The organism is Brevibacillus sp. TJ4, from assembly GCF_044627595.2.
In the GTDB taxonomy this organism is placed as follows: domain Bacteria; phylum Bacillota; class Bacilli; order Brevibacillales; family Brevibacillaceae; genus Brevibacillus.
Genome location: NZ_CP185865.1, coordinates 4,030,866 through 4,045,876, shown reverse-complemented (window position 1 = coordinate 4,045,876; position 15,011 = coordinate 4,030,866). Strand labels below are relative to the sequence as shown.

Genomic DNA, 15,011 nt, shown 5'->3' with positions numbered 1-15,011 from the left:
GTATGTATGCAAAACAAAACCATTCACATCCAGGGCATGACCGATCAGGACGCTGCAAAGCGGGTGCAGTCGATCATTCGCGACGTGTGGGGCGTCAGACAGGTTCATGTCGATACAGCTCGCGGAGAGGTGCAGGTCTTATTTGATGAAAAGGCCGCGTCGATCCGGGATTTTGAGCAGGCGATTATCGACGGAGGCTTTCAGGTGGAGGCGAGACCATGAAAGTATGCGAAATTTGCGGGGTGGAAGAAGAATGGGACGAACACGAGGAAGATGAGCTGCTTTTGGGCATCTGTGAGCAGTGCATGCAGGACTTGACCCACCAATAAAGGCGTGTGAACGATCTCCAAAAGACCTACTGTTGTTCCCATTCGACAGCATTAGGTCTTTTGGTTATGATTGAATCAAAGAACGGCTGGGCGTCGTGAAGAATGAATACAAAGCGTGCAAAGGAGAGTAACCATGGAAATCAGGCAAGATGACCTGAGTGGTCCGAGAATAAGGGAATTGATTCGCGAACATTTGAACAACATGGCCGAGCTGTCGCCTCCGGAAAGTACCCATGCCCTCGATGTAGATGGCTTGAAACAGCCTGATGTGACATTCTGGAGCGCTTGGGCAGACGATGAATTGCTGGGCTGCGGGGCGTTGAAGGAACTGGATGATTCCCATGGAGAGATCAAATCCATGCGTACGGTTGAAAAGCACCGGGGAAAAGGCGTGGCCAGGAGACTGCTGACGCATATTCTGGAGGAAGCGGGACGCCGAGGCTATCGGCGTGTCAGCCTGGAGACAGGATCGATGGAAGCGTTTGAGCCGGCGCGGAAATTGTACGAAAGTTTTGGATTTCAATCATGCCGACCCTTTGCAAATTACAGGGAAGATCCGAACAGTGTGTTTATGACAAAGGAATTGTAAGATTCCGCCGAAACGGACAAGCCGACAATTGGCGCTGACCGCACGCCATTCGTCTTGCAGGGAGGGAGAACACCGATGACAACTCTGTTGATCGCAGATCGCGACCCGAACGAACGAACCGGTATCGGCTGGCTGGTTTCCTCCTATGCCATTCCGTTTGACCGCGTCATGTCGACCGGTACGTTTTCGGAACTGATCCAGACTATCGACAACCATTTTCCCGATGTCATCTGCATCGAGCTGGACATGATTACGAAGGAAGCATGGGATCGTTTCAAGCAGGCAGTCAGGCAGTACCGACCGATCGTCATCGTGATGACTGCGGAAGCCACCTTTGAGCGAGCCATGCAAGGAATTGAGCTGCACGCAGCCGATGTGTGGATCAAGCCGCAATCCCCCGACCATATCCGGCGGGTGCTGACCCAATGCTGTCGCACCGTGGCGCAGAGCAGACTGGGGACGGAGCAGGCAGCAGAACCGAATCCGGCCGGAGTGTCGTATCGTTCCCTGTTTCTGCCCCAGGAAACGGCCGGGGGGCGCTACCAACTGTTGTTGCTGCAACTGGAAAATCCGAAAAAGCAAACGCTGCTCTTGTCCTTTCTGGAGGACTTTCCATTTTCGGAGCCGCCGGTGCTGCTGCCGCTCAGCGACATGATCGTATGCGTTTTTTCCTACAGCGGCGAGGAGCCTGTACAGCGGCTGAGGCAGGTCGGCAAACAGCTTCTCGCCGAGTGGGAGGCGTCGCATATCGAGCCTGTGTCATTGGTCGTATACGATTCACCGGACCCGTCGCTCTCTTTGCAGGAGAAGTATCTGTACGCCCGGCAAGCGCTGGAAATTCGTTTTTTCAAAGGCTATCGGCAAATCTCGGCGATCGAGGATAAAGTGCAGTGGGTGATGATCGACCCGTTTTTGACGCCTGCCGAACAGCGCGCCTGGATCGACATGCTCAACGACGGAGATCGCGAAAAGATCAAGCAGTGGATGTACCAGGAGTTTCTCAACATGGAGGAGCCGTACCCGGAGCCGGGGCTGCTGCGAACGCGATTGAGCAGTATTCTCGCGCAGGTGCGCCGCTTTATGAAATCGTACTACCTCGATCATGGCAGCCTGGAGGAACGCTACCACCACATTTTCGAGAAAATCTTGTACACGCCGATTCTGTATCGGATCGTCCAGGAGTTTCTGCTGTTTCTGTACGAAGTCCTGGAAGCCGCCAACCACCAGCAGGAAAATGCCCGCACCGACGTGATCGAGCAGGCGATCCGCTACATGGAAGAGCATTTTCGCAACCCCGAGCTGCGGCTGGAGGATGTGGCGCGTCACGTCGACCGCAGTCCGGCGTATTTCAGCTCGCTGCTTTCCAAGAAGCACGGTACCACGTTTCGGCAACTGCTGACGACGATCCGGATGAAGGAAGCCCAGCGGCTGCTGCTGGAAACGAAATGGACGGTGCAGGAGATCGCGGAGAAAACCGGTTTTGTGAACGTCAATTACTTTAGTAAGGTTTTTAAAGAAAAAACGGGTACAACCACTCGTTCATTTCGAAATCGTAAAAAAGGATAACTAGCGAAAAAAATGATAGGTTTCTGCTCGCAATGATAAAATGATTGCCCTTTCAAGCGTAAATAATGAGGAAAATTCGAAAAACAGCCGCCTGTTATCGCCAGCGGCTGTTTTTTTATAATAAACCTACAAGAAGAATATTCAGAAAAGTAGGTGAACGCTATGACAGCGACACAATCCATTCAACAACTGATCACCCAATATTCAGGAACGACCCTTCATACCAAAGGATGGGTGCAGGAAGCAGCCCTGCGCATGCTGCTCAACAACCTGCATCCGGATGTAGCAGAATATTCCGAAAAGCTGGTAGTATACGGCGGAATCGGCAAAGCGGCACGCAACTGGGAATGCTTCGAGGCGATCGTACAGACGCTGAAAAACCTGGAGAGCGACGAAACGCTGCTGATTCAATCCGGCAAGCCGGTTGCGGTGTTCAAGTCGCACACGGACGCGCCGCGCGTGCTCATCGCCAACTCCAATCTGGTACCGGCGTGGGCCAACTGGGACCACTTCCACGAGCTGGACAAAAAAGGCTTGATGATGTACGGACAAATGACAGCGGGAAGCTGGATTTACATCGGCAGCCAGGGAATCGTGCAAGGCACGTACGAAACCTTTGCAGAGCTGGCGCGCCAGCATTTTGAGGGTACACTGGCGGGAACGATTACCGTCACGGCCGGACTCGGCGGCATGGGCGGGGCGCAGCCGCTCGCAGTTTCCCTGAACGGCGGCGTGAGCATCAATATCGAGGTGGATCGCTCCCGTATCCAACGCCGACTGGAAACGCGCTATCTCGACGTGATGACGGAAAGCCTGGACGAAGCAATCCAGATGGCGCTCGATGCAAAGCGCGACAAAAAAGGCATCTCCATCGGACTGTTGGGCAATGCGCCGGAAGTATTGCAGGAGATGCTGCGCCGCGACTTCATCCCGGATGTCCTGACGGATCAGACTTCTTCCCACGATCCGCTGAACGGATACATCCCGGTCGGCCTGAGCCTCGAGGAAGCGGCAGAGCTGCGCAAAAACGATCCGCAAACCTACGTAGCCAAGTCCAAGGCGAGCATCGCCGAGCACGTACGGGCCATGCTCGACATGCAAGAGCGCGGTGCGGTGACGTTTGACTACGGCAACAACATCCGCCAGGTGGCAAAAGACGAGGGCGTGGAAAACGCGTTCAACTTCCCGGGCTTCGTACCGGCGTACATCCGTCCGCAGTTTTGTGAAGGAAAAGGACCGTTCCGCTGGGTGGCTTTGTCGGGAGATCCGGAAGACATCTACAAAACAGACGAAGTGATTTTGCGGGAGTTCAGCTACAACACGCATCTGTGCAACTGGATTCGCATGGCGCAGGAACGCATCCAGTTCCAGGGTCTTCCCGCGCGGATCTGCTGGCTGGGCTACGGCGAGCGCGCCCGTTTTGGCAAAATCATCAACGACATGGTAGCGAAAGGCGAATTGAAAGCACCGATCGTCATCGGCCGCGATCACCTCGACTCCGGCTCTGTGGCGTCGCCAAACCGCGAGACAGAAGCGATGAAGGACGGCAGCGATGCGGTATCTGACTGGCCGATCCTGAACGCTATGATCAACGCAGTCGGCGGAGCGAGCTGGGTTTCCGTCCATCACGGCGGCGGCGTCGGCATGGGCTACTCCCTCCACGCTGGCATGGTCATTGTCGCGGATGGCAGCAAGGAAGCGGAAAAACGCCTCGAACGCGTACTCACGACAGACCCTGGCATGGGCGTCGTACGCCATGCAGACGCAGGGTACGAGCTCGCCGTGAAGACAGCGAAAGAAAAAGGTGTACACATCCCGATGCTGCAAGGATAAGAAAAGGAGGGACGCTACTGTGATCACGCAAAAAAAGCCTGTTTTTATCCGCAATGCGAGCCAACTCGTAACCATGGAGGGCGGATCGGAAGCGGCGCGTGTGGGCAAGCAAATGGAGGAGCTGGGGATCATCGAGAACGGCAGCGTCTGGCTGGAGGACGGGATTATCCATGCTGTCGGACGCGATGAGGAGCTGGCAGCCACCTATCAGCACAGGATGGCGGAGGCGGAGATCATCAACGCCTCCGGAAAGCTGGTCACGCCCGGTCTGGTCGACCCGCATACGCATCTCGTCCATGCGGGTACGCGGGAAAACGAGTTCAACATGCGGCTGCAAGGCGCCACCTACATGGAGATTATGAACAACGGCGGCGGAATTCACGCAACTACGACGGCGACGCGCCAAGCCGATCACGCCGCCTTGTTTGCCCAGAGCAAAAAGCGCCTGGACCAGTTCCTGCTGCACGGCGTGACGACGGTCGAGGCGAAAAGCGGCTACGGCCTGACGCTGGAGCATGAACTCAAGCAGCTCGAGGTGGCCAAACAGTTGCACGAGCAGCATCCTGTAGACATCGTCAGCACGTTCATGGGGGCGCATGCCGTGCCCAGAGACTACAAGGAAAATCCCGACCAGTTCGTGCAGCTTGTGATCGACGAGATGATCCCGGAGGTAGCACGCCGGGGATTGGCTGAATTCAATGATGTCTTCTGCGAGCGCGGTGTCTTCACGCCGGAGCAGTCACGGCGTATTCTCGAGGCGGGGATGAAGCACGGGTTGCTTCCGAAAATCCACGCCGATGAAATCGAGCCGTATGAAGGAGCAGAGCTGGCTGCGCAGATCGGAGCGGTATCCGCCGACCATCTGCTGCGCGCCTCGGATACGGGGATCAAGCGAATGGCGGAGGCAGGTGTGATCGCGGTACTTCTGCCGGGAACGGCGTTCTTCCTGATGGCGGAATCGGCCAACGGGCGCAAGATGATCGATGCCGGAGTCGCCGTCGCCATCTCCACGGACTGCAATCCGGGCTCTTCGCCGACCGTATCCATGCCGCTGATTATGAACCTTGGCTGCCTGAAGATGGGCATGACGCCAGCAGAGGTGTTGACTGCCGCGACGATCAATGCAGCGCACGCCATCCGGCGCGGAAGGGAGATCGGCAGCATCGAGCGGGGGAAAAAGGCCGATGTCACCATCTTTGATGTGCCGAATTACATGGTGCTGCAATATCGCTACGGGGTCAACCACGTGCAGACCGTCATCAAGTCTGGCGTCAAAGTCGTGGATGGAGGGCGATTGGTGTGAGGACATATCCGTATCCCATGCTGAAACCGCCGAGCTTTGCCTGGGACAGAAGCTCGCCGCCGACAGAACGAAAGGTAAGCGAGTGGATCGAGACACTCGATCCTGCACAGGCAGGAGGGTATGACTGGGCCGAGTATGACGTCACCATACTCGGCGTCCCGCTCTCCCGCTCGTCCATCTCGGCCTCGGCCGCGAGCGAAAACCCGGATGCGATGCGTCGAGCCTGGAAGTATTTTACGACCTACAATCTCGATTACGATGAAGACTTGCGCGACTTGCGCGTGGTCGACCTGGGTGATGTCCGCCAGCATGTGACGGACATCGGGCAATGCCATCGCAATATTCGGGAAGCGATGTTCCAGCGATGCAGCCACCATCCGCATACTTTGCAACTTACCATGGGGGGCGATCACTCTATCACCGCCATGCTGGTCAAAGGCATGCATGATGCGAACCCGGGCACACGCATCGGAATCTTGCAGCTGGACACGCATTTTGACCTGCGGGATTTGACCGACAATGGGCCGAGCAACGGCACGCCCATCCGCAATCTCATCGAAAGCCAGGTGATCCGCGGGGAGGATGTGTTCAACATCGGACTTCACGGTTTCTTCAACGCCCGGTCGCTGAAACAGTACGCGGATGAGGTAAATCTCAACTATGTCACCATGCGGCAGGCACGAAAACAGGGAATCGAGCAAACGATCCAGAGCGCACTGGAGCGGCTTGCTGAAAAAGTCGAGATGATCTACCTCACTGTGGACATGGATGTGCTGGATATCAGCTACGGACCTGGAGTGCCGGCATCGACACCGGGCGGCATGCAGAGTGACGAGCTGTTTGAAGCCGTGTACCTGGCGGGCAAACACCTCAAGGTGAAGGCGATGGATATCGTCTGTGTCGATCCGTTCAAGGATAGAGGAGAAGCGACTGTCAAAACAGCCGTTCATACGATGCTGTCTTTTCTGACAGGGTACAAACAAAGAGAAAACAGGTAACGTGAAGAGGCAGGAGTGGAGAGAGATTCTACCAAAAGGGGGATTTCGCAGATGTCTACAGGTACAAACGACGTAGTGAAAACAGAACAGACACCGTCGCCGCAATCTTCTGTCAGTGCCCTGAAGTTTATCGGATTTAGTCTGATCGGCATTTTTATGTTTTTTATCCCGATTACGGTTAACGGAACATCCTCCATTCCGCTCGATCATATGGTGAGCTGGATACGTGCGACTGTCCCTTCTGTCGTTCCGATTTATGCACTCCTGGTCATCATACTGGGGGCTGCTTATCCATTTATCACGAAAAGCTGGAACAAAAACAAGGTCAACATCGCATTTTCGGTGCTAAAGGTGTTTGGCGTAGCGGTGGCGCTGATCATCTACCTGAATATCGGTCCCGAGTGGTTGATGGACCCGGATATTGGGCCATTCCTGTTTGAGAAGCTGGTGATCCCGGTCGGGCTGGTCGTACCGATCGGTGCTGTCTTTTTGGCATTGCTGACAGGCTACGGACTGATGGAGTTTATCGGCAAGATGGTACAGCCGATCATGCGTCCGATCTGGAAAACGCCGGGGCGCTCGGCAATCGATGCGGTGGCTTCGTTTGTCGGCAGCTACTCGATCGGGCTCTTGATTACGAACCGCGTGTTCAAGGAAGGGAAGTATACGGTAAAAGAAGCGGCGATCATCGCGACCGGCTTTTCCACCGTTTCCGCTACCTTTATGATCGTCATTGCCAAAACGCTGGATTTGATGTCCATATGGAACCTGTACTTCTGGACATCGCTGGTGGTCACGTTTTTGGTCACCGCCATTACTGTCCGCATCTGGCCGCTGAGTAAAATGCCGGATGAGTACTACGACGGAAAGGGAGAGCCCGAAGAGATCGTGAAGGGGAACCGGCTGCGCCATGCATGGAACGATGCGATGGCTAGCGCAAACAAATCCCTCAGTCTGGGACGAAACATCTGGGAGAATTTGCGCGACGGATTTGTGATGACGATGGGAATCCTGCCCTCGATCATGTCGGTCGGACTGATCGGTCTGGTATTGGCAGAGTTTACGCCGGTGTTCGATCTCGTCGGGTATTTGTTCTATCCGTTTACCCTGTTGCTGCAAATTCCGGAACCGCTGTTGGCGGCGAAAGCAGTCTCTGTCGAGATCGCGGAAATGTTTCTGCCTGCGCTGCTCGTTACCGGTGCGCCACTCGTCACCAAGTTCATTATTGCGGTCGTATCGATTTCGTCAATTTTGTTCTTTTCTGCCAGCATCCCGTGCATTCTCTCCACAGAGATTCCGATTACGATTCCCCAGCTTTTGATCATCTGGGCGGAACGCACCATTTTGTCTCTGATTTTGGTTACACCGATTGCTTTCCTGCTTTTGTCGTAGGACACCCCACAAAGGGGGCAGCCGGCTCGTCGCATCCAGGGCGAGTCGGCTTTTTTGCTTGCCGTACCATCTGCCCGGTCGTATAGATTCCCGGCCTCTGCCGAACACTATGGGAAGAGTCTGGAAGTTTTTTACTCGAGGATGACTCAAATCAACGCAGAAGGAAGGGATCCCATGTCCACTCACGGCACGGCTGAACCGATCGTTGTCCACGCGATTATCAACGGCAAAAAAATAGAGACGCAGCGCCAATACACGCGGGAAAATCCTGTGAACCCTAATGAGATTGTCTGCCACGCGCCGATCAATACGAGAGAAGAGGCGATCCAGGCGATTGAGGCGGCGTACGATACATTCGCAACATGGAAGAATAGCACGGTAGACGAGCGAGTGGAGCGCATGCGCCGGGCAATTGAAAAGGTGCGGGCGGCGATACCCGAGCTGTCGCGCTTGCTGACCCGTGAGCACGGCAAGCCGCTGTACGATGCTGAAGGCGAGTTCGCGGTATCCCTGATGTGGATGGAGTTTGCCTGCGATATTGCAAAAGACGTGCTGCGTGATGAGGTGAAGGAGCACGAGAAGGGGAAAACGATCATTTCCCATGATCCGGTAGGCGTGGTCTCCGCGATCACACCCTGGAACTACCCGATCTCCCTGTCCACGATCAAAATTGCGCCTGCGCTGCTGGCGGGCAACACGATGGTATTGAAGCCGAGTCCATTCGCTCCGCTGGCGGTCACGAAAGTAGTTGAACTCATAGCCGAACAATTTCCGCCGGGCGTGCTCAATATCGTTCACGGCGAGGCAGATGTCGGGGTGGAGCTGACCTCTCATCCGAAGGTAGCGAAAATCGCTTTTACGGGTGGAACCAAAACGGCGAAGCACATTATGAAGGCTGCCTCCGAGACGATCAAGAAAATGACGCTGGAGCTGGGCGGCAATGACGCCGCGATCATCCTGCCCAGCTTTGATCCAAGCGACAAACGCGCGATGCGCCGTCTCGTCATCTCCAACTTTCTCACAGCGGGGCAAATTTGCATGATCGCCAAACGTGTCTACGTCCATGGCTCCCTGTACGACGAATTCATCGCCAAGTACGTGGAGGCGGCCAACCAGTGGATTCGTGTGGGGGACCCCTTTGATCCCGATGTCACCATCGGTCCGGTCAACAATGAAGGGCAGGTCAAGCATGTGCAAAGCCTGATCGATGACGCCAAGCAGCGCGGTGCCGAAGTGATCAAGCTGGGACGCGTCCTTCACCCCGAGTTGTTTGAACAAGGCTACTTTATGCAGCCGACCCTGGTGCTTGGCTGCGACTACAACGATCCGATCGTCGTCGAAGAGCAGTTCGGACCTACTGTGCCGATTCTGCCGTTTGATGACGAAGAGCAGGTCATCGCCCTGCACAATGAGAGCATTTACGGACTGACCAGCTCCGTCTGGGGCAAGGAAGAGGATGCGGTGAGAGTGGCACGACGCCTCGAGGCAGGGACGACGATGATCAATACGGCAGCCGTACAAGGGCTGGATGTGCGCTTCCCGTTTGGCGGCGTGAAGCAATCAGGGGTCGGGCGCGAATACGGCGCGGAAGGTATCCTCTCCTACACGGATACGCATGTGATCAATATCCCGACGCAGTTGGAACTTCCCTATATACCGGAATAAAGGGGAGTTGCAACACCGGAAGATGCAATCGTCAACCATGGAGAGGGGGAATTTCCTCCTGATTTTCCCCGTCTTTTGCCCAGAGGACTTCAATTACACGATTGTTTAATTGCGTTTTCACCGGTCTCTGACAGTTGGGTGGCCGCACTGTGGCAAAAGCTCAGCGAACAGGGTGGCAGGCAGCATGTGACCGTTGTACAATAGCCAAAAATGGATGAGGGTAAAGCCTGCTCCCGTATGTCCAATGGAGGATAGCGTACAAGTGAACAGCTCGTATAAAACGGTGTTCCACCCCTATGTCCTGCTTTTTATCAGTGTACTCGCCATCGCCGTCTCTTCCATCCTGATCAAATCGTCGGATGCTCCGGCGTCCGTCGCCGGGATGTATCGGCTGCTGATCACGGTATTGATCCTGTCGCCCTTTGTCCCCTGGAAGCCGGTGAAAGCGATGCGCTTGTCCGCAGCCGAATGGGGACTGGTGTGTACGGCTGGCGTGTTTTTGGGATTGCACTTTTTGTTTTGGATGGAGTCGCTGTCCTATACATCGGTAGCAAGCTCGATGGTGATTTTGACGCTGCAGCCCTTCTTTGTCATGGTCGGGTCGTACTTTCTGTTTCGGGAACGCGTCACTATCGGGATTGTCTTGTGCATGGCGGCATCTCTCGCCGGGTCCGTGCTGATCGCGTGGGGTGATATGGAGGTGTCGCGACAGGCGCTGATCGGCGATGGACTATCCCTGCTCGGAACTATCGCCATCGCCGTCTACCTGCTGGCCGGGCAAAAGCTGAGCGGCAAGATACCCGCCAATGTGTACAGCATCATGGTGTTCGGTCTGGGTGGACTCGTGCTGCTGGCGTACAGCGTCGCCCAAGGCTATTCGCTGACCGAATACGATTCTTCCGAGTGGACGTATTTTCTCCTGCTGGCGATCATCCCCACTGTCTTCGGTCATTTTCTGTTCAACCTGCTCCTGAACACAATCGGCGCCACGACAGTCTCTGTCGGCGTGATCGGGGAGCCTGTGCTGGCGATTATCCTCGCCTATCTGCTGCTCGGTGAAGTGGTGGGAGCGATGCAGGTGGCAGGAGGTTTGCTGACCTTGATCGGGATGGGGATGTACTTTTGGTTGCGGTCGGGGCAGGCGCGCACGGTCACGGACACGGAAGAGAAAGGGAGGCCGCTTTGAACCAGGAAAACGCAAAGGAAGCCGAGGGACCAGGGTTTGTGCGCCCTGATTTTCCTCGGCTTTGCTATTTGCACAACCGCCGCACGACAGTCTGCATAATCCCGCCATTGCGATAATAGTCCACATCCACCGTATTGTCCAAACGAACGATCACTTCAAATGAAAACATGCTTCCGTCCTCGCGGGTAGCTCTGACCGTGATCGTTTGCCCGGGTCTCAGTTCGTTGCCTAATCCTATCGTTTCGAAACTCTCGCAGCCGGTGATGCCGAGCGAAGAGGCGCTGTTTCCGGGAGTAAATTGCAGGGGAAGTATGCCCATCCCTACCAGATTGCTGCGATGGATGCGCTCGTAGCTTTCGGCAATAATCATTTTGACCCCGAGCAGGTAAGGTCCTTTGGCTGCCCAATCGCGAGAGCTTCCTGTGCCGTATTCTTTGCCTGCGATGATCAGAAGCGGGGTCCCGTCTTCCAGAGCCGCGTTCTGTAGGAAGCAAGCCAGGGATAACCAAAAACTATGGACCCCAATTCCAAATCACTATTTTATTTTCGTTGCTTGTTGTACTACATTTTTTACAGAAAGTTTGAAAAACAACGACGGAAAGGTATGGAGAACATGGCGACATACAAGTTGGGGGTATTGTACGGAGACGGGATCGGACCTGAAATCGTCCAGTCTACTGTAGATGTGCTTCAAGCAGCGGCGGAACGTGTGAAGGGAGCCACGTTTGATTTTATTGAACTGCCAATGGGGTGGACGGGAATCAAGGAATACGGTGAGCCTGTACCAGCCATCACCAAAGAGTCACTGGAAACATGTCATGGCTGGATCATGGGACCACATGATTCTTCGGCGTACCCACCGGAACATCAAGTCAAGCGAAATCCCAGCGGAGAGCTTCGCCATCATTTTGATCTGTATGCCAATATTCGGCCCAGCAGGACGATTGCCGGCATCAAAAGTGTTGTGGGAGAAGCTGATATGGTGATTTTTCGGGAAAATACAGAGGGGTTCTACCCTGATCGCAACATGTACCAGGGGACCGGCGAATTCATGGTGAACCCGGATGTGGCGATTGTCACCGGAGTGTTTACCAGAAAGGCTGCCGAACGAATCGCGCACGCTGCTTTCCGGATGGCGATGCAGCGACGCAAGAAAGTAACCATCGTCCACAAGGCAAACGTCATCAAGCTGGGCTATGGATTGTTTCTGAATACGTGCCGGGAAGTGGGGAGAGCGTACCCCGAGGTGCAGGTGGAAGATTATCATATCGACGCCATGGCCGCTCACATGGTTCGGCGAGCAAGAGACTTTGATGTGATTGTCACGACCAATATGTTTGGAGACATTCTTTCTGACCTGGCTGGTGAACTGGTAGGGAGCCTGGGATTGTCGCCATCGATCAATACGAACGACAATCAGGCGATGGCACAGGCGGCACATGGATCGGCTCCCGACATTGCAGGCAAAAACATAGCGAATCCCGTCGGAGAGCTGCTTTCTGCGGTCATGCTGCTCGACTGGCTGGCTGCCCGGCATGAGGATCGGGACTTGCAGACAATAGCGCGGACGGTGGAGAACGCGACCATGCAGACGATGTACGATGGCATTTCCACACGCGATCTGGGAGGAACTGCATCGACGACGGAATTTACCAAGGCGATTGTTGAACGGCTGTGAAAACGCAAAAGGTGGACATTTGTTTCGCCGTGAAGAAGGAGGAATCGATGAAAACGAGGATCGGTTTGGTCCATGCGACGATGAATTCCGTATCGCCGATGGTAGAAGCCTTCCACGCCTTACAAAACGGCGATACAGACAAACATAATCAGTTGATCAAAGAGCGTGCGCAAAAACTTGCGGGTAACCATGTGGACGTCCTTGTGTTGGCGCAAATCTCCATGGCAAGAGCCCGTTTTGCCGTGGAGGAGCTCGGCATACCCGTCTTGACCAGTCCGCAGACGAGCACCGGATCTATTATGGATCAGATTCGGAAGAGAAAAAGGTAATTTCCACACCTGACTGTGAAATCGCAGTTAGGTTTTTTTCATTCATCTCTATCTGCAGGTAGTGTAATATGAAGGAGAAATTGAAGGGGGAATTCCCTCGCTGAATCCGGTGAACTGCATTACGCAAAGTTAGGAGGAAGTCTATTTGCTGTTGCGCTTTTTTTCTTATTACAAACCGTACAAATGGCTGTTTATTCTCGATTTTTCATGTGCCATTCTCGTAGGTCTGCTGGAGCTGGCCTTTCCGATTGCCGTAAATCAAGTGATCGACAAACTTCTTCCCGGGAACGACTGGGTGATCATCTTTTGGGCATGCCTGGGATTGCTGCTGATTTATTTGCTCAACACAGGCTTTCATTACGTCGTCACCTATTGGGGGCACATGCTCGGGATCAACATTGAAACAGATATGCGCAGAGAGCTGTTTGCGCATATGCAGAGGCTCTCTTTTTCCTATTATGACAATCATAAGACAGGCTATTCGATTTCCAGGCTGACCAAAGACCTGGAGGAGATCGGGGAAGTAGCGCATCACGGACCGGAGGATGTTTTCGTCGCGGTGATGACCCTGATCGGTTCCTTTCTCATCATGCTGTCGATTAACTGGAAATTGGCCGTCATATCGTTTATTGTCATTCCCGTCCTGCTGGTGCTCGCGATTCACTTCAACAAAAAGATGACGCGCACATTTCGCAGACTGTTTCAGGACGTCGGGGAAATCAACGCCCGCGTGGAAGACAGCATCGGCGGCATCCGAGTCGTACAGGCTTTTGCCAACGAAGAGTACGAACAAAAAAAATTCGCCGTCAACAATGGACAGTACCGGCAAACAAAGCTGGCTTCCTATAAAATCATGGCCCAAAGCATCACCGCGAACTACGTGCTCATGCGTCTGATTACGTTGTTTACGCTCTTGTTCGGCACATGGTTTGTCATCGCGGGAGACCTCACCAATGGACAGTTTGTTGCCTTCATCCTGCTGTCCAATGTACTCATCGGGCCGATCCAGAAAATCAACGCCGTGATCGAGAGCTATCCAAAAGGGATCGCCGGCTTCAAACGGTTTACGGAAGTGATGGATACCGCTCCTGACATCACGGAGTCTCCTGGGGCCGTCCATGTGGATCTCGTAGGAAACATCCGCTATCGCAATGTAAGTTTTGGGTACAAAGGTCACGAGAAAACATTGGAGAACATTTCGTTTGACATTCGCGCTGGAGAGACGGTCGCTTTTGTGGGTCCATCCGGAGCGGGGAAAACGACGCTGTGCAGTCTGCTCCCGCGCTTTTATGAGGTCGAGGGCGGTTCGATTGAAGTGGATGGCGTCGATATTCGCGACATGAAGCTGAATTCGTTGCGCAGTCAGATTGGTATCGTGCAGCAGGACGTCTTCCTGTTTTCCGGAAGTATTCGGGATAATATCGCCTACGGAAAACTGGATGCTACCGATGAAGAGATACTGGAAGCAGCGCACAAGGCACAGTTGGATGAGTTTATCCGCAGCCAGCCAGACGGACTGGATACGATCATCGGCGAACGGGGCGTGAAGCTGTCAGGTGGACAAAAGCAAAGACTGTCGATCGCGCGCATGTTTTTGAAAAACCCGCCGATTCTCATCCTTGACGAAGCGACCTCAGCCCTGGATACGGAGACAGAACTGGCGATTCAAAAGTCGCTTGCGGATTTGTCGCAGGGGCGCACCACGCTCGTCATCGCTCACCGGCTTGCCACCATCAAAAATGCCGATCGCATCCTGGTCGTGACCAAGGAAGGCATAGCCGAACAAGGCAACCACGAAGAATTGATTACATCAGGAGGCATCTACAGCCGTTTGCATCAGGCTCAATTCGGATAAAAGGCAACAGGAAAAATGACTGATAGTGTCAAGTGTAGGGAAGCCGTTGAAAAACGGCTTCTTTCTTTATGTGCATTTTCCAATAATTACACTATTGCTGAATTTAAAGTGTCTACATATAGTTGACTTTAACATAAGGCATGACCATAGTAGGATGTGCAAAGCGGAAACACATGCTAGATTCAGAGAATATGTTTTCGTTTTGCTGCGAAAAGGCAACCCAGAACGAAAGTCTGGGACGCAAAGCCACAGGTCTACGGCATTGCTAGGACGGCTGGGCTGCCGAAG

The 15,011-nt window shown here is 54.1% G+C and carries 12 protein-coding genes, 1 pseudogene and 1 riboswitch; of the genes and pseudogenes, 12 read left to right on the top strand and 1 reads right to left on the bottom strand.

The genetic code is table 11. From position 1 onward, the window contains the following. Positions 1-6: 6 nt before the first annotated feature. The 9 genes from ACAF76_RS19835 to ACAF76_RS19795 all read left to right on the top strand — a co-directional run bounded on the left by ACAF76_RS19835 (position 7) and on the right by ACAF76_RS19795 (position 10,861). Positions 7-222, top strand: a complete 216-nt coding sequence (locus ACAF76_RS19835; protein WP_251255540.1) for a heavy-metal-associated domain-containing protein — start codon at positions 7-9, stop codon at positions 220-222. A gap of 240 nt (positions 223-462) precedes the next feature. Further along, on the top strand, positions 463-918 hold the full coding sequence (locus ACAF76_RS19830) for a GNAT family N-acetyltransferase (protein WP_400164572.1): 456 nt from the start codon (positions 463-465) through the stop codon (positions 916-918). Between the two features lie 75 nt (positions 919-993). After that, complete coding sequence (locus ACAF76_RS19825; RefSeq protein ID WP_400164571.1) at positions 994-2,484, top strand: helix-turn-helix domain-containing protein; 1,491 nt, start codon at positions 994-996, stop codon at positions 2,482-2,484. 162 nt (positions 2,485-2,646) lie between these two features. Continuing rightward, positions 2,647-4,317, top strand: a complete 1,671-nt coding sequence (hutU, locus tag ACAF76_RS19820) for a urocanate hydratase (protein WP_400164570.1) — start codon at positions 2,647-2,649, stop codon at positions 4,315-4,317. Between the two features lie 73 nt (positions 4,318-4,390). Beyond that, positions 4,391-5,620, top strand: coding sequence for an imidazolonepropionase (gene hutI / locus ACAF76_RS19815; protein ID WP_400164620.1), 1,230 nt, complete (start codon positions 4,391-4,393; stop codon positions 5,618-5,620). Between the two features lie 17 nt (positions 5,621-5,637). Beyond that, positions 5,638-6,618, top strand: a complete 981-nt coding sequence (locus ACAF76_RS19810) for an agmatinase family protein (RefSeq protein WP_400164619.1) — start codon at positions 5,638-5,640, stop codon at positions 6,616-6,618. A 51-nt stretch (positions 6,619-6,669) separates the two neighbouring features. Then, on the top strand, positions 6,670-8,010 hold the full coding sequence (locus ACAF76_RS19805) for a YjiH family protein (RefSeq protein WP_400164569.1): 1,341 nt from the start codon (positions 6,670-6,672) through the stop codon (positions 8,008-8,010). Positions 8,011-8,184: 174 nt separating this feature from the next. Next, the gene (locus ACAF76_RS19800) at positions 8,185-9,675 is read left to right on the top strand and encodes an aldehyde dehydrogenase family protein (RefSeq protein WP_400164568.1); all 1,491 of its coding nucleotides are present in this window, start codon (positions 8,185-8,187) and stop codon (positions 9,673-9,675) included. 262 nt (positions 9,676-9,937) lie between these two features. Further along, entirely contained in the window at positions 9,938-10,861 is a 924-nt protein-coding gene (locus ACAF76_RS19795; protein ID WP_400164567.1) for a DMT family transporter, read from the top strand. A gap of 64 nt (positions 10,862-10,925) precedes the next feature. Here the strand turns inward: ACAF76_RS19795 and ACAF76_RS19790 are convergent. Then, positions 10,926-11,327, bottom strand: a pseudogene (locus ACAF76_RS19790) (aconitate hydratase); the annotation flags it as partial. Between the two features lie 147 nt (positions 11,328-11,474). Here ACAF76_RS19790 and ACAF76_RS19785 point away from each other — a divergent pair. From ACAF76_RS19785 to ACAF76_RS19775, 3 genes are all read left to right on the top strand, one after another. After that, a complete protein-coding gene (locus ACAF76_RS19785) occupies positions 11,475-12,539 on the top strand; it encodes an isocitrate/isopropylmalate dehydrogenase family protein (protein WP_400164566.1) in 1,065 nt (354 codons plus the stop codon). 47 nt (positions 12,540-12,586) lie between these two features. Next, positions 12,587-12,868, top strand: a complete 282-nt coding sequence (locus ACAF76_RS19780) for a hypothetical protein (RefSeq protein WP_400164565.1) — start codon at positions 12,587-12,589, stop codon at positions 12,866-12,868. Between the two features lie 145 nt (positions 12,869-13,013). Then, on the top strand, positions 13,014-14,723 hold the full coding sequence (locus tag ACAF76_RS19775; RefSeq protein ID WP_400164564.1) for an ABC transporter ATP-binding protein: 1,710 nt from the start codon (positions 13,014-13,016) through the stop codon (positions 14,721-14,723). 204 nt (positions 14,724-14,927) lie between these two features. Continuing rightward, positions 14,928-15,010, top strand: a riboswitch (cyclic di-GMP riboswitch). Position 15,011 lies beyond the last annotated feature (1 nt).